The following is a 21191-nucleotide window of genomic DNA, read 5'->3' as shown; positions in this document are numbered from 1 at the left end:
ACCGAACCTGGTTCGGCGGCGACAGGGCGTTGCCATGTCAGAAGGTCTCGGCGGTGCCTCCGAAAGCCGCCCGGACACCCGCCGGCAGCCCGTCGAAGACCGGATCGGGGACGGCGCCGACGGCGGAGAGGACACCGCTGAAGAACCGGCGCAGGCAGACGGCGAGGACGATCTGGAGGATGTCGGCATCGGTCAGTCCGTGCCCGCGCAGGACCGCGACGTCTCCCTCGGTCACACCCGTGGGATCCCGGGCGACGCGGTCCGCGAAGTCCATCACCGCGACGTCCACCGGCGCCAGCCCCGCATCGCGGCGGTCGGTCATGATCGACCGCAACTCCGTGTCGTCGTAGAACCGTTCGAGCAGCACGGCCGCGTGCGCGAGACCGCAGTACGAGGAACCGAGACTGCGGGCGGCCGTCAGCGTGACCAGTTCGTACCGGCGCAGGTCCATACCCGCCCTGACTTCCTCCGCCAGGCGCAGCCACGCGCCGTACACCTCCGGCCGTAGCGCCAGCACCCTGAGGTAGTTGGGCACGTACCCCCGGGCGGATCGCTCGGCCTCGTAGAGGGGTGATTCGTCAGGTGTTGCGCGGGGCCGGAGATCTCGTCCAGTAAACGCCGTGAAGAGCTCCTCCTGCGTGGCGCCGGTGCTCAGCCGCTCGGCCAGTGCGCCTCCGGTCTGGCGGCCGATGTCGTGCAGGGGACCAAGCGCCCGCGGGGTGATCAGCCGGTCACAACCGCCCCAGAGCACCCACGCCGCCGGCCCGCACCGCCGGGCGAACTCGGTCACGAGCACAGACTTGCCGATCCCGGCCTCGCCCGCCACCACCGCCACGCGTCCGCCGTGGGCGGTCCCCCGCAGCAGATCGCCGAGGAGCTCCAGCTGCCCGGAGCGCTCCCACAGCTCCATGCGAACCTCCGGCAGGAGACGTCGGCGTTGGAGCCGTCGAGTCAGCGGGGAACGACCTGAGCGCGCACACCGGGAAGAGGCGCAGGATTGGTTGTCACCTTCAACTGATCAGCATCTGCTTTCTGCCGCTGATTGTCCCGGCCTGAACGACGGGCGGGTACGGACCGCAATGGTTTTGGCCATTCCTCGCACAACACCATTCTTCAGGACAAATACGGAGTGTACCTAGGCACATACCACCAGTTGTGGTGACATGGTGACGAATCCGCCTGGCCTGTGTCAGGTGCGCAAGTCAGACACGGTGGACCCTGGCCGAGACAGCGAGCCGACCGGCGAAGTGCCGAGTCGTGGTGGACCTGAGCAGGAAGGGCGACATGAGCGCGGACGACCCGACAGCGGAACAGGCCTGGCCGGAGCACGCGGCGGCGGTGGTGGGCGTGGGATGCCGCCTGCCGGGTGGGATCGTGGACCTCGACGGGCTGTGGCAGGCGCTGCGGCAGGGCGCCGATCTGGTCGGCCGGATTCCGCCGAGCAGGTTCGAGGCCGATCGGTTCGTCGACGAGGTCACGCCAAGGCCGAACAGGAGTTACACCCGGGCCGGAGGCTTCCTCGACGGGGACGTCACCGCCTTCGACGCCGCCTACTTCGGAATCTCCCCAAAAGAGGCCGCCTCGATGGACCCGCAGCAGCGGCTGCTCCTGGAGATGGCGGTCGAGGCCCTGGACGACGCGGGCATCGACCCGGCGGTGCTCGCGGGCACGGACACCGGCGTGTTCATCGGCATCTCCGATCCCGCCTACGGCACGATGCAGGCGCTGGAGCCGGGCGGCCTGGGCCCGTACTCGATGTCGGGGGGAACGCTGTCCATCGCGGCCAACCGGCTGTCGCACTTCTTCGACCTGCGCGGGCCGAGCATGAGCATCGACACCGCGTGCTCCTCGTCGCTGACGGCCGTGGAGCGTGCCTGGCGGTCGCTCGCGGAGGGCTCCAGCCGGGTGGCGCTGGCCGGCGGGGTCAACCTGCTGCTCAGCCCGGGCCCCTTCATCGGCTTCAGTCAGGCGTCGATGCTGTCGCCGACCGGCCGGTGCCGGGCCTTCTCCGCCGACGCCGACGGGTTCGTACGCGCGGAGGGCGGCGGTGTGGTCGTGCTCAAGCGCCTGGCCGACGCGCTCGCCGACGGGGACCGCGTCCACGGCGTCATCGTCGGCGCCGCCACCAACAACGACGGCCACACCAGAGGGCTTGCGCTGCCGAACGCCGACGCGCAGGAGGCCCTGTTACGGCAGGTGTACGCCACGGCGGGCGTGAGTCCCGACGAGATCGCGTACGTGGAGGCGCACGGCACCGGCACCCAGGCCGGTGATCCGGCCGAGTGTCAGGCGCTCGGGCGGGCGCTGGGCAACCGGCGTACGCGCGGAGCCCTGCCCATCGGCTCGGTGAAGACCAACCTGGGGCACCTGGAACCCGCCTCCGGCATGCCGGGGCTGTTCAAGGCCCTGCTGGTGCTCCGGCACCGGGTGATCCCGCCCTCGCTGCACGCCGCCACGCTCAACCCCCGCATCGACTTCGACGCCCTGGGACTGAGCGTCACCACCGAGTCGCGGCCACTGGACGCGGCGGGCGAGCGACCGGTGATCGGTATCAACTCCTTCGGATTCGGGGGCGCCAACGCCCATGTGGCACTGGCCGCACCACCCGTCCCCCTCAAAGCACCGGCCGCCCCTCTCAAAGCACCGCCCGCCCCTCTCAAAGCACTGGCCGCCCCCCGCGAGGCACCGGCGCCCCCCACAGGAGCGCTGCCCGTCGTCGTGTCCGCGCGCAGCCGGCCGGCGCTGCGGGAAGCCGTGGAACGGACCGCCGCCCACCTGGCGTCACTCGACGAACGGGACTTCTACGACGTGGCCCACACCGCGACCCGGCGGCGTGGCGGCCACCGGCATCGCGCCGTGGTGCTGGCCGGCACCGCGGAGGCGGCGGCACGGGCGCTGGCGAGCCTGGTGGACGCCCCGGAGCAGGCCGCCCCTGCGAGCCCGTCCGGTGAATCCGGTGGGCCGGGTGCGGGCAGGCGGCTCGGAGCCGGGGACGCGGCGGTGGCGGAGTCGGAGGCGGTGGAGCACGGGCGGGTGGCGTTCGCGTTCTCCGGCAACGGTTCGCAGTGGGCCGGGATGGGCGCCGACCTGCTGTCCGACGACGACTTCCGATCGGCCGTGGAAGCGGTCGACGCCGAACTGTCCGATGCGCTCGGCTGGTCGGTGATCGAGGAGCTGTCCCTGCCCGCCGAACGGTCCCGGCTCTCGGCCACGGAAGTGGCGCAGCCGTTGCTGTTCGCCGTCCAGGTCGGCCTGGTGGAGATGCTCAAGGCGGCGGGCGTACGGCCGGGAGCGGTGCTCGGCCACAGCGTCGGCGAGGTCGCCGCCGCCCACACCGCCGGCGCCCTGTCACTGGCCCAGGCGGCGCGGGTGATCTCCGAGCGCGGCGTCGCGCAGTCGATCACCAGGGGGCAGGGCCGGATGGCCGCGCTCGGGCTGCCCGAGACCGCGGCCAGGCAGATCCTGGCGGGCTACCCGGACCTGGAGCTCGCGGCGGTCAACTCCGACCGCGACGTCACGATCGCCGGACCGGACGGGTCGCTGAAGTCCCTGGGTGAGGACCTCTCCGCACGCAGGGTCTTCTTCCGCGAGCTGGACCTGGACTACGCCTTCCACAGCGGTGCCATGGAGCCGGCGCGGCAGCCCCTGGCCGACGGACTCGCCGGGTTGCGGCCCGGCCCGGCGCGTGTCCCCCTGGTGTCCACGGTGACGGGCGACCTGGTCCGGGGGCCGGAACTCGACGCGACGTACTGGTGGCGGAACGTCCGGGAGCCGGTCCGGTTCGCCGCGGCGGTCGAGCGGGTGCTCGGCGACGGCTTCGACGTGCTGCTGGAGATCGGCCCGCATCCCGTGCTGCGCTCGTACCTGCGCCGGATAAGCGGCTCCGCGCGGGTACGCGCGGCCGTCGTGGCCACCCTGCGCCGCGACGAGCCGGGCCCCGCGCGGGTCCGCCGAGCGGTCGCGGACCTCGTCGCGGCCGGTGCGCGGCTCGACTGGGATCGGTACTTCCCCCGCCCCGGGGCGGTGCGATCCCTGCCGGCCTACCCCTGGCAGCGCGAACGGCACTGGATCGGCGGCCCGCACACCTGGGTGCGGACCGACGTCGACCCGACGATCCGGCATCCGCTGCTGGGACAGCGGCTGCCGGTGCTGGACCCGACCTGGCAGGGGGAGATCGACCGGGTACGGGTGCCCTGGGTGGCCGATCACCGGGCCGGCGGCGCCGCCGTGATGCCGGCCACCGGATACGTGGAGATGGCCATCGCCGCCGCCCGGCTGGCCATACCGGACACCGCCGAGGCGGTGGAGGTGGACAGGGTCGACATCAGCCGGGCCATGGTCGTCCCGTCGCAGGCCGCCGCCGATCCGGTGTACGCGCAGACGTCGCTCTGCGCCGAGACCGGAGTGGTGACCGTGGCCGGCGCCGGGCGGCAGGCCGAGCAGCCGCGCGAGCACTTCCGGGCCCGGGTGCGGCCGCTGCTGCGCCGGATCCCGCCGCCGCTGGACGTGGCCGCGCTGCGCGCCCGCATCCGCACGCGCGTGGACGTGCCCGGCTACTACGCGCGGGCCGCCGAGGGACAGATGGTGTGGGGGCCGGAGTTCCAGGTCCTGACCGAGCTGTGGATGGGCGAGCGGGAGGTGCTGGGCGCCTACTCGTGCCCGGAGCAGGGACAGGGGCGCTACCAGATGCATCCGGTGGTGCTGGACAGCGCGCTGCAGGCCGGCGTGCTGTGGCTGGTGGAGTCGCTGCGCTCGGGCCGCGGCTACATGCCCGCCGCGATCGGCTCCGTCCGCCTGTGGGGAAGGCCCTCGGCGCGAGGGCTGGTGTACGTGCGGGAACGCTCCAGCAGTGCCGAGGAGGTCTGCTGGGACCTGGTGGTCGCCGACGACGACGGCCGGATCGCCGCCGAGGTGGAGGGCTGCCGGCTCCGCCGGATGCCCGGCGTCCACATCACCCCGGTCACCCGGTACGAGACGGCGCTTCGGGCCGCGCCCCGGGCCGGCGCCCCCGCCGAGCCGTGGCCGGCGCCCGGTCCCGGGGAGATCCTGTCCGGCGCGGCCGAGCGGATCGACCGGCTGCGCTCGGCCTGGCACGAGCTGGACTACCCGCGGTACGCGGCGCGGCTCGAAGAGGTCTTCGCCCGTACGCTGGCCGGCGCGCTCGGCGAGCTGAGCGCCCAGCCGAGCACCCAGCCGAGCACCGAGCCGAGCGCGCGGCCGGCCGACGGGCGGCCGGTCGGCGTCGAGGAACTGATCGAGGCGTGCCCGGAGGCGCACCACCGGCGGATGCTGCGTGCGGCCCTGCCGCTGCTGGAGCGGCACGGACTGCTGGAGCGCGAGGGCGGCCTCCGCCTGACGCCGGCGGGCGGGGACCCGCGCGAACCGCACGGCGACCTCCCCCGCGATCCCAGCCGGGACCCCAACCATGACCTGCACCGTGACCTGCACCGGAACCTGGTCCGGGATCTGCACCGGGACCTCCTCAGCCGGGGAGCCGCCTTCGCCGCCCAGAGCGCCCTGTCCGTACGGGCCGGGCGGTGCCTGCCCGAACTGCTCACGGGCCGGCTCACCGCCTCCGAGGTCCTGGGCTCCGGCGGCGGCCAGGACCTGTTGGAACAGTTCCACGACGTCGGGCCGGTCAACCTGTTCACCAACCGGATCGCCCGGGCACTGGTCGAACAGATCGTCCGGCGCTGGCCGGCCGACCGGCCGCTGCGTGTCCTGGAAGCCGGTGCGGGGACCGGCGGCACCACCGCCATGCTGCTGCCCGTCCTGCCCGCCGACCGCACCCGCTACCTCGTCACCGACCGGGCCGAAGCGGCGTTGCCCCGGTTGCGGCAGCGCTTCGCCGGCTTCGACTTCGTCGACTACGCCGTACTCGACCTGGACGCCGACCCGGCCGGGCAGGGACTGGCCGCGGGCGGATTCGATCTCGTGGTCGCGGCGAACAGCCTGCACCTGGCCCGTGACCTGCCCGCCGCGCTGCACCACCTGTCCACCCTCCTGGTGCCCGGCGGCCAGTTGCTCATCGCCGAACCGCACCGGCTGGGGACCCTGCTGCCGTTCCTCGGCGTGCAGGAGGAGTTCTGGGACTTCACCGACCGGCACCTGCGCCCGCACTCACCGCTGCTGTCCCGGGAGCAATGGCCGGAGATGCTGGCGGAGGCCGGTTACACCGAAGTCGTCCAGACCGGCGACGACGACGAACTCGCGGCCGGCGACTTCTCGGTGACGCTGGCCACCGCCAAGGGCGCCCCGGCCACCGCTCGAAACGCCCCGGCCACCGCTGGAATCGCTCCGGCCACCGCTGGAGACGCCCCGGCCACCGTGCACGCCGCGCCGGATGCCTCCGGCACGTGGATCCTCGCCGGTGAGGACGGGACCGGCGCGCTGACCGCCGAGCTGGGGGCGCTGCTGCGGTCCCGAGGGGGCGACGTGCTCCACTCGCCGCTCAGTGACGACCCCGACCACTGGACCGACCGCTTCCCGCTCATCGCCGGGACGGTCACCGTCGCGGTCGTCCTGGGCGGAGCCGACGACACCGAGCCGGGGGCGACCATCGGCACCGAGCCGGAGTCGAGCAGCGGCACCGAGCCGAAGGCGATGGTCGAGCGGATCACCCGGCGGGCCGCGGCGCTGCGGGCCGTCGCGCTGGCCTGCGAGCAACTGCCCGAGCACGTCGCGACCACGGTGTGGCTGGTCGCCCGCCCCTGCGGCGCGTTGCCGGAACCTCGCCTCACCGACGTCCGGCTCCACCCCGAGGACGCGGCGACCTGGGGGACGACGCGTTCGCTGGGCAACGAGCAGCCGCGGCCGGCGATACGCCGGCTCTGCCTGCATCCCACCGGTGACGCCGCACAGGACGCCGGCCGCCTGGCGGCGGAACTGCTCGCCCCGGACGAGGAGGACGAGATCCTGCTCACCCGCCGGGGCCGTTTCGTGCCGCGGCTGCTGGAGCCGGGCGAGCCCGGCCGGGCCCTGGCCGCCGGCTCGGGCGACGCCTACCGGCTCAAGGTGTGCGATCCGGGGCTGTCGTACACGCTGGCCTGGGAGGAGATCCCTGTCCCGGAGCCCGAGCCCGACGAGCTCGTGGTCGAGGTGCGGGCGATCGGGCTGAACTACCGCGACGTGATGCACGCGGTGAACCTGCTGCCCGCCGAGGCCGTCGAAGCGGTCTTCGGCGGGCACGGACTGGGCCTGGAATGCGCCGGGATAGTCACCGCGGTCGGCGCCGCCGTCATCGGGACGCGGCCGGGCGACCGGGTCATGGCCGCGGGACCGGTCGGATTCGCCAGTCACGCGAGGGTCAAGGCGTGGGCGGCCGTCCCCGTCCCCGAGGGGATGACCTTCACCGAGGCCGCCACCATGCCGATGGCGTTCTCCACCGCGCATCATTCGCTGGGCTACTGCGCGCGGGTCAGGGCGGGCGAGACGATCCTGGTCCACGGCGGCGCCGGTGGGGTCGGCCTGGCCGCGCTGCAGTACGCCCGGCTCCACGGCGCCCGCGTGATCGCGACCGCCGGCACGGCCGCCAAACGCGACCTGCTGCTCGCGATGGGAGCCGACCACGTCCTCGACTCGCGCAGCCTGCACTTCGCCGAGCAGGTCAGGGAACTGACCGGGGGCCAGGGCGTGGACATCGTGCTCAACTCGCTGGCCGGTGAGGCCATCACCCGGGGCGTCGAATGCCTGCGGCACGGCGGCCGGTTCGTCGAGCTCGGCAAACGGGACATCTACCAGAACAGGTCCCTGCTGCTGCGCCCGTTCTCCGACAACATCGCGTTCTACGGCGTGGACATCGGCACCCTGATGTGGAAGGCGCCCGAGCTGATGGCGGACAGCACGTCGCAGGCCGCTTCCCTCTACCACTCCCGGCGGTTCCGGCCGCTGCCGCACACGGTGTTCCCGGCCGCCCGCGTCGCCGACGCCTTCGCCATGATGCGCCATTCCCGGCATATCGGAAAAGTCGTGGTGTCCTTCGACCCGCGCGACGAACCGGTCACCGTACGGCCCCAGCGGTCGGCGCCGCGCCTGGACCCGGAGGGAACCTACCTGGTCACGGGCGGCCTGGGCGGCTTCGGCGCGGCGACGGCCCGCCGCCTCGCCCAGTGGGGCGCCCGCCACCTGGCCCTGGTCGGCCGCCGGGGCGCCGAGGCGCCCGAGGCTCCCGCTCTGCTGGCGGAACTGGAGGCGGCGGGGGTGGAGGTCCGCGCGTACGCGGCCGACGTGGCCGACCGCGACGCCGTACGCCGGATCCTGCGCGACCTGGACACCGGCGGCCATTCGCTGCGCGGCGTCGTCCACGCGGCCATGCACCTCGACGACGGCCTGCTCGCCGACCTCGGCGACGACCGGATCCGGGCGGTCCTGCACCCCAAGGTCGCCGGCGCGATGGTGCTGGACGAGCTGACCCGGGATCTCCCCCTGGAGCTGTTCGTTATGTACTCCTCCCTCACCACCGTCGGCAACATCGGCCAGACCTCGTACGTCGCCGCGAACCTGTTCCTGGAGGCGCTGGCCCGGCGGCGGAACCGGGAGGGCCTGCCCGGCCTCACCGCCTGCCTGGGCGCGCTCGCGGAGACCGGGGTGCTGACCCGGGGCAGGCAGGGAGAGGCGCTGGCCAAGGCCGGGATCCCGCCGATGTCGCCCGACCGGGCGCTGGACGCCGTAGGGGACATGCTCGGCGAGCACGCCGACGTCGCCATGGTCGGCCGCTGCGACTGGGGGCGGTTGCGGCAGGTCCTGCCCGGCCTGCGGCGTCCGTGGCTGTCGCTGGTGCTGCCGCCCGGCACGGAGGAGCCGGGGCCCGACCTGCCGTCGCTGCTGGCGGAGATGAGCCACGAGCAGGGGTACGCGTACCTCACCGAGCAGATCACCCGGTTGCTGTCCACCGTCATGCTCGTCCCGGCCGACCAGATCGCGAGCGACCGGCGGCTGGACGAGTACGGCCTGGACTCCCTGATGGCCACCGAACTGCTGACCTCCATCCGCGCCCGGTTCGGCATCGACATCCCGCCCATGGAGCTGATGCGCGGCGGCGGCACCGTCGCCGACATCGCGCACAGCGTCCTCGTCCGCCTCGGCCCGCGGCGTGAAGAGCGGCCCGCCGGTGCGGGCCCCGTACCGGCGGGCCGACCTGAAGCGAACGAGAGGTGAGGACCGCAGTGACCCAGTCGCACACCCGGTTGGCCGGGGTGGCCGCCCATCTGCCGGAGACCACACTGAGCACGGCCGAGCTGGAAGACCGGCTCGCCGAGCGCAACCCCACCCTGGACCTGCCCCGGGGGCTGATCCACGAGCACAGCGGAGTACGGCGCCGGCACATCGCCCTCCCCCACGAGAAACCGTCCGACCTGGCGGCGCACGCCGCCCGCCGGGTCCTGGAGGACAACGACCTGCGGGCCGCCGACCTCGATCTGCTCATCTACGCGGGAGTGTCGTCCGACGCGGTGGAACCGGCCACGGGACACATCGTCGCCGCCAAGATCGGGGCCTGCTGCCCGGTGTTCGACGTGCGCAACGCCTGCAACAGCGTGCTGAACGCCATCCAGGTGGCCGACGCGCTGATCTCCGCCGGCCGTCATCGGCGGGTCCTCGTCTGCTGCGGAGAGCTGCCCACCGCCGGCACACCGTGGACGGTGGCGAGTGCCGAGGAGTACGTCACCGTCGCCGCGTCCTACACCGTCTCCGACGCCGGCGCCGCGTTGCTGCTGGAGGCCGGCTCCGAACCGGGGGTGCTCGCCCACCGGTTCTCCGCGTACTCCGCCGGGTGGCAGGCGGCGGTCTCCGCTGTCGACAACCTGACCACCGACCCGTGGGCGGGCCGGCCCACCATCGGGCCGCTCGTCGTCGACTCCGCCGGGTTGGTGCGCGGCATCGAGAACATCGACTACGCCGTCTTCCACAAACCCCTCGCCGATCTGGGGCTGACCTGGGACGACTTCGCGGCCGTCTGCGTACACCAGGCGACGCTGCCGACGCTGTGGTGGTTCTGCGACCAGGTGCGCATCCCGCAGGGCAAGGTCGTCGTCACCATCGCCCAGCACGGCAACCTCGTCGCGGCGACGCTGCTCGTGCAACTGGCGCGGGTGGTCGGGTCGGGACGGGTCCGGCGCGGCGACCTGGTCGCCCTCGTCGGCCTGGCCAGCGGGGCCAGCGCCGGAATCGTCGTCGTGCGGTGGTGACCCCGCTGACCGCACAGCCGACTCCCCCGAGCCGGAACCGCCGACAAGCGGCGGTGATCCCGGTGACCGCACAGCCGACTCCCCCGATCCGGGATCGCCGACGTGCGGCGGTGATCCGGTGACCACACAGGCGACCCCTTCGAGCGGCTCCGGCCCGGCCGAGCCGGTCAGCGAGCTGATCGTCCGCGCCGAGCACTGGTTCCGCGAGCAGCCCGACGTGATCGCCTGCCAGGTCGGCGGCCGCAGCCCGGCGGCCACCACCTACGGGGAGCTGTCACGGTCGGTGGACCACGCCGTCGCGGTCCTCGCCGGGGCCGGAATCCGCCCCGGCATGCGTACCGGCCTGCTGGTCCCGCCGGGCCCGGAACTGGGCGCGCTGGCCGTCGCCCTGGTACGGCTCCGCGCGGTGCCGGTGCTGGTCGATCCCGGGCTGCCGCTCGGCGCGATCAAGCGCTGTCTGCGCCAGGCGGCACTCGAAGCCTTCGTCGCGATCCCCGCCGTACACCTGGCCAGGAGGCTGCTGGGCTGGGCCCCTGACGTCCGCGTGTCCGTCACGGTCCCCTCGCGGCGGGCCCTTGGCTCGGCATGGCCGTCCGGAGTGCCCGCACGCGGCCTTCGGCCCGGCGAGCCTTCCGCCGGGCCCGACGACCTGGCGCTGATCGCGTACACCTCCGGTTCCACCGGCCCGCCCAAGGGCGTGCCGCTGCGGCACCGGCACCTGGCCGCGCAGCTCACCCTGCTGGGCGCGCTGGGCACGGTGGAACCGGGAACGCCGGTGATGTCGACGTTCGCGCCGTTCGCCCTCGGAGCGGCGGCGTTCGGCGCGACCGTGGTGATCCCGGACATGGACCCGCGGCATCCGGTGCGAGCCGACCCGGCCGCCCTGGTCGCGGACATCCGGCGCTATCGCGTGGCCGGGATGTTCGCCGCCCCGGCGCTACTGGACCGGCTCGCACGGCACTGCGTCACCCATGACCTGGTGCTGGACACGCTCGGCGACGTGGTGTCCGCCGGGGCGCCGCTGCCGATGCCGGTGATGGACCGCCTGCGCGGCTGCCTGCGCGACGACGCGCGGGTGCTGTCGGTGTACGGCGCCACCGAGTGCATGCCGGTGGCCGCGATCGAGAGCCGCCTGCTCGCCGAGCACGCCGCGGCCACCGCCGCCGGGGCGGGCACCTGCCTGGGCCCTCCGCTCCCGGGCACCGAGGTACGCGTCATCGCCCTCAGCGACGACCCCGTCGAACGGTGGAGTGCGGATCTGGCCGTGCCGCCCGGCGCCATCGGGGAGATCGCCGTGGCCGCCCCCACCGTCAGCGATCCCTACCTGGACGATCCGGAGGCGACCGCGCTGGCCCGGATCCGCGACGGCGACCGCGTATGGCACCGCATGGGCGACGTCGGCCGGTTCGACGAGCAGGGAAGGCTCTGGTTCGCCGGACGCAAATCGGAACGGGTCCGCACCGCCGGCGGCGACCTGCACACCGACCAGGTCGAACCCGTCTTCGCCGCCGTGCCCGGGGTCCGCCGCGCCGCGCTGGTCGGCGTCGGTCCCGCCGGCGCGCAGCGTCCGGTCCTGGTCGTGGAGCGCGAGCCGGGATCCCGGGACGACGCACGCGTGACGGCCGACGTCCTGGACGTGGCGGCCCGCCATCCGCACACCGCCGGGCTCCGGGACGTGCTGTTCCATCCCGGGTTCCCGGTCGACGCCCGGCACAACAGCAAGATCCGCCGGTCCGAGCTCGCCCGGTGGGCCGCGCGCCGCGTACGGCCGGGCCGGCCATGAGGGTCCTGGTGACCGGGGGCGGGGGCTTCCTCGGAGAGGCCGTCTGCCGGCGGCTGGCCGCCCGCGGTGACACCGTCCACGCGCTCCAGCGGCACCACAGCCCGGCGCTGGCGGCGCTCGGGGTCGTCCAGCACCTGGCCGACGTACGCGACCGCGCGGCGGTGGCGGCCGCCGTCGCCCAGTGCGAGGCGGTCGTGCACTGCGCCGCGAAGGCCGGCGTACACGGACGGGACCGGGACTACGAGGAGGTCAACGTGTCGGGCACGCGGAACGTGCTGGACGCCTGCGCGCGCCACGGGGCCCGCCTGGTCCACACGTCCTCGCCGAGCGTCGTCCACGACGGGCGGGACTTGGAGGGCGTGGACGAGTCCGTGCCGTACGCCCGCCGTTTTCCCGCCGCCTACCCCCGGACCAAGGCCGCAGCCGAGCGGCTCGTCCTCGCCGACGCCGCGGCCGGGCGGGTGACGGCGGTCGCGTTGCGCCCGCATCTCATCTGGGGGCCGGGAGATCCGCACTTCCTGCCCAGGCTGGTGGCGGGACGCCGTCTGCTGTGCCTGCTGGGCGAGGCCGACAAGACCGTCGACACCGTCTACGTCGACAACGCCGCCGACGCCCACCTGCTCGCTCTCGACCGGTTGCGCCCGGGCTCGCCCCCGGCCGGCCGGGCCTACTTCATCGCCCAGGGCGAGCCGTGCGGTTTCGGGGAATGGCTCAACCTGCTGCTGCGCGCCGCCGGGCTGCCTCCGGTGACCCGCCGGGCGCCCGTCGGACCCGTCCTGCGGGCGGCCCGGCTGCTGGAGCGGGCTCGCCGGCTGCCGGGAACGCGGCGCCTGCCACCGCTGCTGTTCCTGGTGGAGCAGGCCTCGACGGCGCACTGGTTCGACATCTCCGCGGCCCGTCGCGATCTCGGCTACCGGCCCCGGGTGAGCATGGCGGACGGACTGGCCCGGCTCACCGCCCACCTTTCCACGGAGAAGATCCGGTGACCGGATTCCCGGACTATCCGTTCGCCTCCCGGTGGTTCGCCCACCCGCGCCGTGACGGCCTGCGCCAGCACTACCTGGACGAGGGGGCGGGACAGCCGGTGCTGTTCCTGCACGGGAACCCTTCCTGGAGCTACCTGTGGCGGCGGCCGATCCTCGCGCTGCGTGCGGATTTCCGCTGCGTCGCCCCCGACCACATCGGCATGGGCCTGTCGGACAAGCCGGACGCCGGCCGTTACCCCTACGACCTGGCCGCCCGCGTGGACGACCTGGACGCGCTGACCGAACACCTCATCACCGGCGGCGGCGCTCCGGAACACGGGTGGACCCTCGTCCTGCACGACTGGGGCGGGCCGATCGGCATGGCCTGGGCCTCCCGCCACCCGGACCGGATCGCCCGTCTGGTCCTGCTGAACACCGCGGCCTTTCCGAACCCGCACGGCGAACGCGTACGTCCCCTGCTGCGCCTGCCGTACCGGGTGTTGCGTGACACCCGGCTGGGTACCCGCCTGTTCCTGCGCCACAACCTGTTCGCCCGCGGCGCCACCTGGCGTCCGCTGGGAGTCCGGCGCCGGATGCCCGCTCCGGTACGTTCGGCGTTCCTGGCCCCCTACGACCGGCCCGAGCACCGTGTGGCCATCCAGCGCTTCGTCCAGGACATCCCGCTGCGCCCCGGCGACCCTTCCTGGCCGCTCCTGCGGGCCACCGGCGCGTCGCTGGCGCAGTTCGCCGACCGGCCCACGCTGATCGCCTGGGGAATGGACGACCCGGTCTTCGACCGCGCCGTACTGGACGAATGGCGGCGGCGTTTCCCCGCCGCCCGGATTCGCCGGTATCACGGCGCGGGCCACTACCTGCTCGAAGACGCCCACGCCGACCTCGTCCCCGCCATCCGCTCCTTCCTGCGCGGTTCGCCTCGTACGGACGCCTGATGCAACCGACAGTTGCCGAGCTTCCTTGCCGTACGGATCACCACGTCGCGGAAACCTCCCCTGCCGAGCATCATCGAGCTGACCGCCGGCGATCTCGTGGCCGGGCGAGTGCTGTGCGACGACATCGGGGTCCTCTACCGCGAGGACCTACGGCGTGACCTGGGAAGCCTGAGCCTTCGAACGATGATGCGCATCGGACAGGGTATGCGCCACGCCCCCGCCCTCTGAATGATCATCAGGAGGCCCGTCTCAACCACCCCCTGAACGCCGTCCCATCGGTCACGATCGCCATGTCAGTCGGTCAGTCGAGCTGCTACCTTTCTCGCTGCTCGCAGGATCTCTTCGGACAGAGGGGAGCCCGCCGTCGCTCGAGCGAGCAGGAGAGCGCCCACAAGGGTGGACAGGGCCGCCAGCCCGGTGTCCCCGGGAGCGATCCAGCCGGCCATGTCGCGAACTCCGGCGGCGTAGGTGTCGCGCCATTCGGGGTCTCGGGCGAAATCGCCGGCGAAGCCGGCTGCCGGGCATCCGCTGCCGGGGTTGTCACGTGCTTCGGGTGCCAGGTAGGAGTCGATCAGTGACGACCACGCGGCATCGTGACCACCCTGGTCGTCGTCCAAGGCCGCCAGATACCGCAGCATGTCGGAGAAGGCCCTGGCTGTGGCCTCGTCGACGAGCGCCGCCTTGGAGGCGAATTGCTTGTAGAAGCCGCCCTGCGTCATGCCGACCGACTGCATGACGTCGGCGACGCTCACATCGCGCACCCCCTTCTCGCGGAAGAGTCGCGAGGCGGATTCCACCACACGCTTTCGATTTTCCCGTGCCTCAGCCTGTGATACTCGACTCATCTTCGATCCCTCGTCGCTTCGATTCACCAACGGGTCGGAAGCTGGATACCAGGCGTTCGGGCCGGCCTGCCGCGTGAGACGTAGATTATAGTCGCAATCTATACGCGCCGCCGCACCCCCAGAGCTCCGGGGCGCGCGCCCCCGGACGCCTCCACCCGATCACTTACGAGGCGCCGTTGTGGGCAACGCCATGCCCAGACCCGCCGATCCGGCCATGGATCAACGAGAGCGACGTGAGATGCGTCACGAACCCGGCCGCGCGGGACAAGATCGAAAGATTATGTGCGTAATCTAAGAGCCGCTGCAGCGATCCCAGCCACTCGACGGAAGGCTCGACATGAGCACCTACCTGATCAACCACCTCCGCATCCCCGGGGACGTCCCGAACGAAGCGGGTCTGACCTACCTCGAAGAGGTCGAGGCCACCGTGAAGCCCTACGGCGGCAAGTGGCTCGCCAACGGGGAAGTCAGCGTCGTGGAGGGAGCGTGGCCAGGCCTGGTCGTCCTCATGGAGTTCCCCGACCGCGCCGCCGCCGACCGATGGTACAACTCGGCGGAATACCAGAAGATCCTGCCCCTGCGTGTCAACAACGCCATCTCCGATCTCGTGCTGATCGACAGCCTTCCCGCGGACTACACCGTGCGGGGATTCGCCCAGCAGGTCCGAGCGGCCATTCAGTCGGCATCCGGCTCCCCCAGCTGAGCGGCGGACAGACGCGGCCTTCGGCGTACGGCCCTGATCCGCTCGCCGGGGTCAGGGCCCGGGGCCTGTTCTCCCCGTTCGAGCACACGAGCCGGTCGCCGGCCGATAGACAAGGGAATGACGAATGAGTTCCATCACCTCCCCCTCCCTCGCGCGGGGCAGGCATGAGATCAGCATCGAGGGTACGCGGCAGGTCTTCCATGTCGCGGGCACCGGCCCGGTGTGCCTGGTGCATTCGGGCGGTCCGGGCATCGCCTGGGAGTACCTGCGGACGCCGGCCCTGGAAGAGCACCTGACCATGGTGTACCTCGAGCCGATCGGCACAGGATCCTCCGGCCGCCTCGACGACCGCCGGGACTACCGGATCGACACCTACGCCCGGTTCGTCCATGGCGTGGTCGAGCATCTGGGCGTACCCGCCGTCTTCCTGCTCGGCCATTCGCACGGCGGGTTCGTCGTCCAGCGCTACGCGCTCGATCACCCGGGTCACGTCGCCGGAGCGATCCTCTACTCCACCTCGCCGGTCACGGGCGAGGAGTTCTGGGCCGACGCGATGGCGAACATCAGCGGATTTCCGCAGCGACTCCCGCACCGGCCCGCAGCCGGCGAGATCCCCGACGCGTTCCAGCGAGCGCTGGCCGCGCAGGACGACGAGGCGTACACCACGCCCCTAAGGGAGATCCTTCCGGCATACTTCGCCGACTACTGGGCGCACAAGCAGAAACTGGAGCCGATGCGCGCCGCGCTGAACGCCTGGATCGACCCGATGCACGGCGAGGAACCCGTGCCGTTCGACGTGCGGGACGAACTCCGTTCGCTGGAGGTTCCCGTACTGATCATTTCCGGTGCGCACGACTTCTTCGGCGGCACTCGCTGGGCGCGCGTCGCCCATGAGAGCATCACCGGTTCCCGCCTGACGGTGCTCGAGAACAGCGGGCATATGGGCCATCTCGAGCAGCCTCAGGAGTTCGCCCGCGCCATCGTCGAGTTCGTTCGCGCCTGACCACCCGCCCTGGAAGCCGGAGACCCTTCCCCTCGTGCGACTGCCGGAACGGAGCTGTACACCGTTCCGCACCTTGTAGAAGCATCAGCCGTACGCGCTGTCGGGCCTTGCGCTCCGCGATGTTCGTGTCAACGCCCGTTTCTTGCGACCGTCTCCGGCGGCCGGGACCGAGACACCGTTCTCCGACGCCTGGAAGTGGGTGATCCAGGACGCGGCGTCCGGCCAATACGGGGTCGCCACCTGAATGAGCCGCGCCTCGGCGAGCGAGCCGAGAGCGGAATGGATCTCCAGCATGAGGGCCCTGGCCTCCTGGCAGGGCCACGGTTTCGGCAGGAGGTGCTCGGGGAGGTTCGGGTCGATGTCCGGGAATTTCCGCCAGGAATCCATGACCGAGGTCCGGGCCACCAGCGCCCGGGCCGCGTCGACCTCCCCGTTGCGTACGGCCACCCGCAAATCCGAGTATCGCGCGATGAAAGCCTCATAAGCTGCGGCGAGACCGGCCAGATCGTAGGCGGCGGCCGGACCGTGCGGGCCGGCCTCCTCCTCGAACCGGGCGCGCGTCACCGACCAACGGCTCCCCTCGACACCGTCCAGAACGTCGTGGAGCGCTCGGGTCACCGGACCGGAATCGGATCCCGGCCGGATCCACACACTGTCGTACAGCCGCGCGAATCCCAGCGACCCCAAAGCCTTGCGGACCGCGTGCCGCGGGGCCTGGCCCTGGCCGGACTGGGGGACCGAGAAGGAGACGGTCACCCACTCCCCGGTCCACTGCGGCGGGCGCGCGCCGAAGCTCAGGAAATGATCCATCCGGGACCGATGCCTGGCGATCGCCGCAGGCGTGAGGTGATACACCGGCGGCCGCCCCGACCCCCGTACGGCGATCAGGCCACGCTTGGTCAGCCGGGACAACGCGGCCCGCGCGCTGGACTCGCTGATACCGAACTCCCCGAGTATCGCGACCACCGCCATCGACGGAAGATCGGCATCCGAGGAGTCGAGATACTCACCGAGCAAGGTCGTGAGCAGGTGCTGCGGAGTGGGGCCGGCCTGCGCCCGAGGGACTCCGACGTCATCCGGAGATACAACGACACTCACGCCCTCAGCTTGCCCCACCACAACGCCCTCGCCGAAGTGCCGGCGCCGAGTGACGGGGGACTCATCGATACCCTCACCCCGCCCCCTGCGGATTTCCTGGTACGGCTCGCAGCGCGATGTCCACGGTGGCGTGCAAGCCTGCCCGATCGGCGCCCGCCGCGGCGTGCACCGCGTTGCCCTCGCTGACGACCATGACATAGCGGGCGAGGGCCACCGGATCGGTCCCGGCCGGTAGATCGCCCTCGTCGACCGCGCGGGCCAGGCGCTCCGCCAGCGCCCGCTCCCCCGCTAGCCGGCTGGCGGCCAGGAACTGGGCGACGCTGCCGCCGTCGCTGCCGTCGGACAGACCGCCCTGGATGGACAGGCATCCCGGCGGGCGGTCGGTCCGGGTGAGGGCGTCGGCGTTGGCGCGCAGGAACCTGGCGATCACCTGGTAAGCCGTGGGCTCCGCGAGCGCTTCCCGCGCGTACGCCATGTCGGCCTCTGCGTAGCGCGCGACCGCCCGGCGGAACAGTTCCTCCTTGTTGCCGTAGGCGGCGTACAGGCTCGGCCGGTTGATGCCCATGGCCTCGGTGAGGTCGCTGAGCGAGGCGCCTTCGTAACCCCGGCGCCAGAACACCTCCACGGCGCGGTCGAGGGCCGCGTTCGCGTCGAAGCCTCGCGGACGGCCCCGCTCCCGGGTCTTCTCCGCCATCTTCTCGTCTCCCACCTCGGTGACGTCCCTCATCCTAACCGATCAGTACAGAAATATCTGGACGCGTACTAGGGTTCCCTATTGCGTACCGATCGATACAGAAATAGGAACAAACCCGGCTCACCCGGCCTGCCGCTTCCACAGTGACGCGGACTGGCCGCTCTGACGAAGTGAACGAAGGAGAAATCACCATGGGACAGCTCACCGGCAAGACCGCCCTCGTCACCGGCGCCACAGCGGGCATCGGCCTCGCCGCGGCCCGCCGCCTCGCCGCCGAGGGCGCCTACGTCTTCCTCTCCGGACGCCGGCAGGAGGCTCTCGACGCCGCCGTCGCCGAGATCGGCGAGAACGCCACCGGCGTAGCGGCCGAAGTGACCGACCTGGCCGACCTCGACCGCGTCGCCGCGTCGATCCGGGACCGCGGCACCGGGCTGGACATCGTGTTCGCCAACGCCGGCGGCGGCGAGTTCGCCGCGCTCGGCGACGTCACCTGGCAGCACTACGCCGACACCTTCAACACCAACGTCGGCGGCACCCTGTTCACCGTGCAGGCGGTGCTGCCCCTGCTCAACCGCGGTGCCTCGATCGTGGTGACCAGCTCCAACATCGACGTGAAGGGCGCGGCGGCGTTCAGCGTCTACGCCGCGAGCAAGGCGGCACTGCGCTCCTTCACCCGCAGCTGGGCGAGCGAGCTCGTGGACCGCGGCATCCGGGTCAACAGCATCGCGCCGGGGCCGATCGAGACCCCCGGCCTCAGCGGCCTCGCCCCGGACGCCGCGAGCTCACAGCAGTTGCTCGAGAACCTCGCTGCGGGCGTGCCGATGAACCGGCTGGGCCGCCCGGAGGAGGTCGCCGACGCGGTCGTCTTCCTCGCCTCCGACGCCAGCACCTACATGACCGGCTCCGAGATCTACGTGGACGGCGGCGCCAGCCAGGTCTGAGCACGGACGACTACCGAAGGGATTATGCGCGGTGTGCCCGAACCGCTCGCGGCGAACCCGTACGACGCCTTCGGCGACCAGGCACGCCGCGACGCGCCGGGCGACGATCGACCCAGAGTGCCCCGGTCCGCCTCCACCGCGAACGGGTGGACGCGGACCGGGATCACCTGGTCTCCGCCGGGCCTGCCGGCGTCCGCGAGCCGATCACCGGCCGACGACGAGGCGGCCGGGCCGGTAGCGGACGAAGGCGGCCCCGCCGAGGTTCAGCGACAGAGCGGAGCGCTGCAGCACGGCGGGTTCGGCGACGTCGCCCCAGCGGCCGGTCGTGACCCGCCTGTCGATCGCCCGCACACCCGCGACGATCTCCGCGGTGGTGAAGGCGCAGTGGCCCTGGCGCGCGACGTACGCCTGCCGGAGCAGCCGGTCGTCACCGGCCGCCCGGACCCGTTCGGCGAACGCCGTCTCCTGCTGCACCGGAACGAGCTGGTCGGCGATGGTGTGCAGGTTGAGCAGCGGCACCGCGAGGCGCTGACCGGCGGTGGAGGACGCCTCCAGCCTGCGCCGCGCCCCCGGATCGGCGTGCAGGTGCGCGCCGCGGGTCAAAGTGGCCAGGTCGGCGCGCAGGTCGAGGCCGGCCTTGCGATACAGCGCCCGGACCTGGCCGGCGTGCTCGGAGTCGCGCAGCAGCGCCGCGTAGTCGATCCCGGCGTTCCAGGACGTGTTGCCCCCGGCGGACTGCTCGATGGACCAGCGGCCGTTCTCGATGAACCCGAGCACCCCTTGGGAGAGCCAGGCGAACTGCTGGGCCTCCTGCCCCTCGGGATCGCCGGCCGCCGGCGGGTCGTGGTCGGGCGCCCAGTCGCTCTGGTTGAGGTAGGCGGCGGCGAGCGCGATCCTGGCCCGTCCCTGCGGGGTGGCCTGCGCGGCGGTCACGGCGTCGGTCAGCCGCTGCGCCGTCGCGGCGGCGTCCGCTGCGTCGGCGAAGCCGGTGAGCCGCACCTCCTGGCCGGGCATCAGCAGCGAGGCGATCGTGTACTCGGCGTCGTATTGGTAGTTGTCCAGGTCGACGCCTCCCGCGACGAGACCGCACAGCCCGAGGGCCCCGTGGACGCGGCCGGCCCCGTCGCGGGCGATCTGGGCGTTGACCAGGCCGCCCATGGACAGCCCGACCGACAGGACGCGGGACGGCCGGCCGGCCGTACGGCCGAAGGCGTCCAGGGTGGCGAACTGGTCGCGTTCGGCGCTGTTCAGCGCCCACCACGAGCCCTGCGGATCGAAGGAGGAACCGGCGAGCGCGTAACCCTCCGAGAGAAGGGCCGTACGGGCCTCGTCGGAAGGCGCGTTCTGCGCGACGGCCGGACCATAGCCATGGCTGAACAGCAGGAGTGTGCCGTTCCAGTCCGCGGGCACGTCGGCGATCCAGGTGGCGCCGTCGGCGAGGGTGCCGGACAGGTGCGAGGGGGCGGCGGCCGCGGCGATGGCGCCGGTCCGGGTGTCCGTCGCGGCCCCGGCGGTTCCGGTCAGGGTCGCCGCGGCGAGGGCGAGAGAGCCGGCGACGGCGGCGGGAATGCGGAGGAGGCGTCGAGGCACGAAAGCGCTCCCATATCGGAAGAGGAGGGTGTCCTGTGAACGCGGAACCCCCCGAAGCTATGGCAGCTTTTTTACCGCCGTCAAGAGCATGCCGAACGTCGGTCACTCGTCAAGAGCAGACCGGGCGAGCGGCGATGCTGGGGCGCGTGCTGATCCAGGCCCCGGGTGCCGGGTTGCCGAAGCGGCCCAGTGCGTCGATGAACGCCGACATGGGTGCGGGTCGCCTGGCCGGGCATACATATTCACCCAGAAGTGTGATCAACAGTCCCCGGACGCCACCTGTGCCCGCGGCATAGTGGAGACTCACGTCCTCAGCTTCCCCACGGCAACGTCCTCGCCGAACGACGGTTGGGCGGTGGACGTTGCCGTCGGGGTTGCCGTCTGCGACCTCGGATTCTTCGGCGAACCCGAATCCGCCGCTCCACACCCGGGGGC

Annotated in this window: 14 protein-coding genes; 9 read left to right on the top strand and 5 right to left on the bottom strand. The window is 72.4% G+C overall.

Annotated elements, in window-relative coordinates:
* Positions 1–37: 37 nt before the first annotated feature.
* Positions 38–910, bottom strand: a complete 873-nt coding sequence (locus FED44_RS20395; RefSeq protein ID WP_138461693.1) for an AAA family ATPase — start codon at positions 908–910, stop codon at positions 38–40.
* A 374-nt stretch (positions 911–1284) separates the two neighbouring features.
* Between FED44_RS20395 and FED44_RS20390 the strand changes: the two genes are divergently transcribed.
* The 6 genes from FED44_RS20390 (at position 1285) to FED44_RS20365 (ending at position 14110) form a co-directional block, all read left to right on the top strand.
* The gene (locus FED44_RS20390) at positions 1285–9156 is read left to right on the top strand and encodes a type I polyketide synthase (protein ID WP_138461692.1); all 7872 of its coding nucleotides are present in this window, start codon (positions 1285–1287) and stop codon (positions 9154–9156) included.
* Entirely contained in the window at positions 9153–10184 is a 1032-nt protein-coding gene (locus FED44_RS20385; protein ID WP_208759085.1) for a 3-oxoacyl-ACP synthase III family protein, read from the top strand. Before FED44_RS20390 ends, FED44_RS20385 begins: the two co-directional genes overlap by 4 nt.
* Positions 10185–10302: 118 nt before the next feature.
* Entirely contained in the window at positions 10303–11967 is a 1665-nt protein-coding gene (locus tag FED44_RS20380) for a fatty acid CoA ligase family protein (protein ID WP_208759084.1), read from the top strand.
* A complete protein-coding gene (locus FED44_RS20375) occupies positions 11964–12953 on the top strand; it encodes an NAD-dependent epimerase/dehydratase family protein (protein ID WP_138461691.1) in 990 nt (329 codons plus the stop codon). The genes FED44_RS20380 and FED44_RS20375 overlap by 4 nt, the downstream gene beginning before the upstream one ends.
* A complete protein-coding gene (locus FED44_RS20370) occupies positions 12950–13882 on the top strand; it encodes an alpha/beta fold hydrolase (RefSeq protein WP_138461690.1) in 933 nt (310 codons plus the stop codon). The genes FED44_RS20375 and FED44_RS20370 overlap by 4 nt, the downstream gene beginning before the upstream one ends.
* A gap of 12 nt (positions 13883–13894) precedes the next feature.
* The gene (locus tag FED44_RS20365) at positions 13895–14110 is read left to right on the top strand and encodes a hypothetical protein (protein ID WP_138461689.1); all 216 of its coding nucleotides are present in this window, start codon (positions 13895–13897) and stop codon (positions 14108–14110) included.
* A gap of 65 nt (positions 14111–14175) precedes the next feature.
* Here the strand turns inward: FED44_RS20365 and FED44_RS20360 are convergent, their stop codons facing one another.
* A complete protein-coding gene (locus tag FED44_RS20360) occupies positions 14176–14727 on the bottom strand; it encodes a TetR/AcrR family transcriptional regulator (RefSeq protein ID WP_138461688.1) in 552 nt (183 codons plus the stop codon).
* A 337-nt stretch (positions 14728–15064) separates the two neighbouring features.
* Here FED44_RS20360 and FED44_RS20355 point away from each other — a divergent pair, with 337 nt between their 5' ends.
* Entirely contained in the window at positions 15065–15430 is a 366-nt protein-coding gene (locus FED44_RS20355; RefSeq protein WP_111699153.1) for a DUF1330 domain-containing protein, read from the top strand.
* Positions 15431–15554: 124 nt separating this feature from the next.
* Positions 15555–16433, top strand: coding sequence for an alpha/beta fold hydrolase (locus FED44_RS20350; RefSeq protein WP_138461687.1), 879 nt, complete (start codon positions 15555–15557; stop codon positions 16431–16433).
* An 84-nt stretch (positions 16434–16517) separates the two neighbouring features.
* On the opposite strand, the gene FED44_RS20345 is transcribed toward FED44_RS20350, so the two are convergent.
* Entirely contained in the window at positions 16518–17531 is a 1014-nt protein-coding gene (locus tag FED44_RS20345) for a PaaX family transcriptional regulator (protein WP_167521520.1), read from the bottom strand.
* A gap of 73 nt (positions 17532–17604) precedes the next feature.
* Complete coding sequence (locus FED44_RS20340) at positions 17605–18258, bottom strand: TetR/AcrR family transcriptional regulator (protein WP_244302100.1); 654 nt, start codon at positions 18256–18258, stop codon at positions 17605–17607.
* A 158-nt stretch (positions 18259–18416) separates the two neighbouring features.
* Between FED44_RS20340 and FED44_RS20335 the strand changes: the two genes are divergently transcribed.
* Complete coding sequence (locus tag FED44_RS20335; protein WP_138461685.1) at positions 18417–19166, top strand: SDR family oxidoreductase; 750 nt, start codon at positions 18417–18419, stop codon at positions 19164–19166.
* Between the two features lie 204 nt (positions 19167–19370).
* Here FED44_RS20335 and FED44_RS20330 read toward each other — a convergent pair whose 3' ends face one another.
* The gene (locus FED44_RS20330; RefSeq protein WP_187406096.1) at positions 19371–20756 is read right to left on the bottom strand and encodes an alpha/beta hydrolase; all 1386 of its coding nucleotides are present in this window, start codon (positions 20754–20756) and stop codon (positions 19371–19373) included.
* Positions 20757–21191 lie beyond the last annotated feature (435 nt).

The sequence above is a fragment of the Microbispora triticiradicis genome (assembly GCF_005864065.1).
GTDB lineage: Bacteria > Actinomycetota > Actinomycetes > Streptosporangiales > Streptosporangiaceae > Microbispora > Microbispora triticiradicis.
Note: the sequence above shows the minus strand (reverse complement) of the source record. Positions and strands in the feature narration are given on the sequence as shown.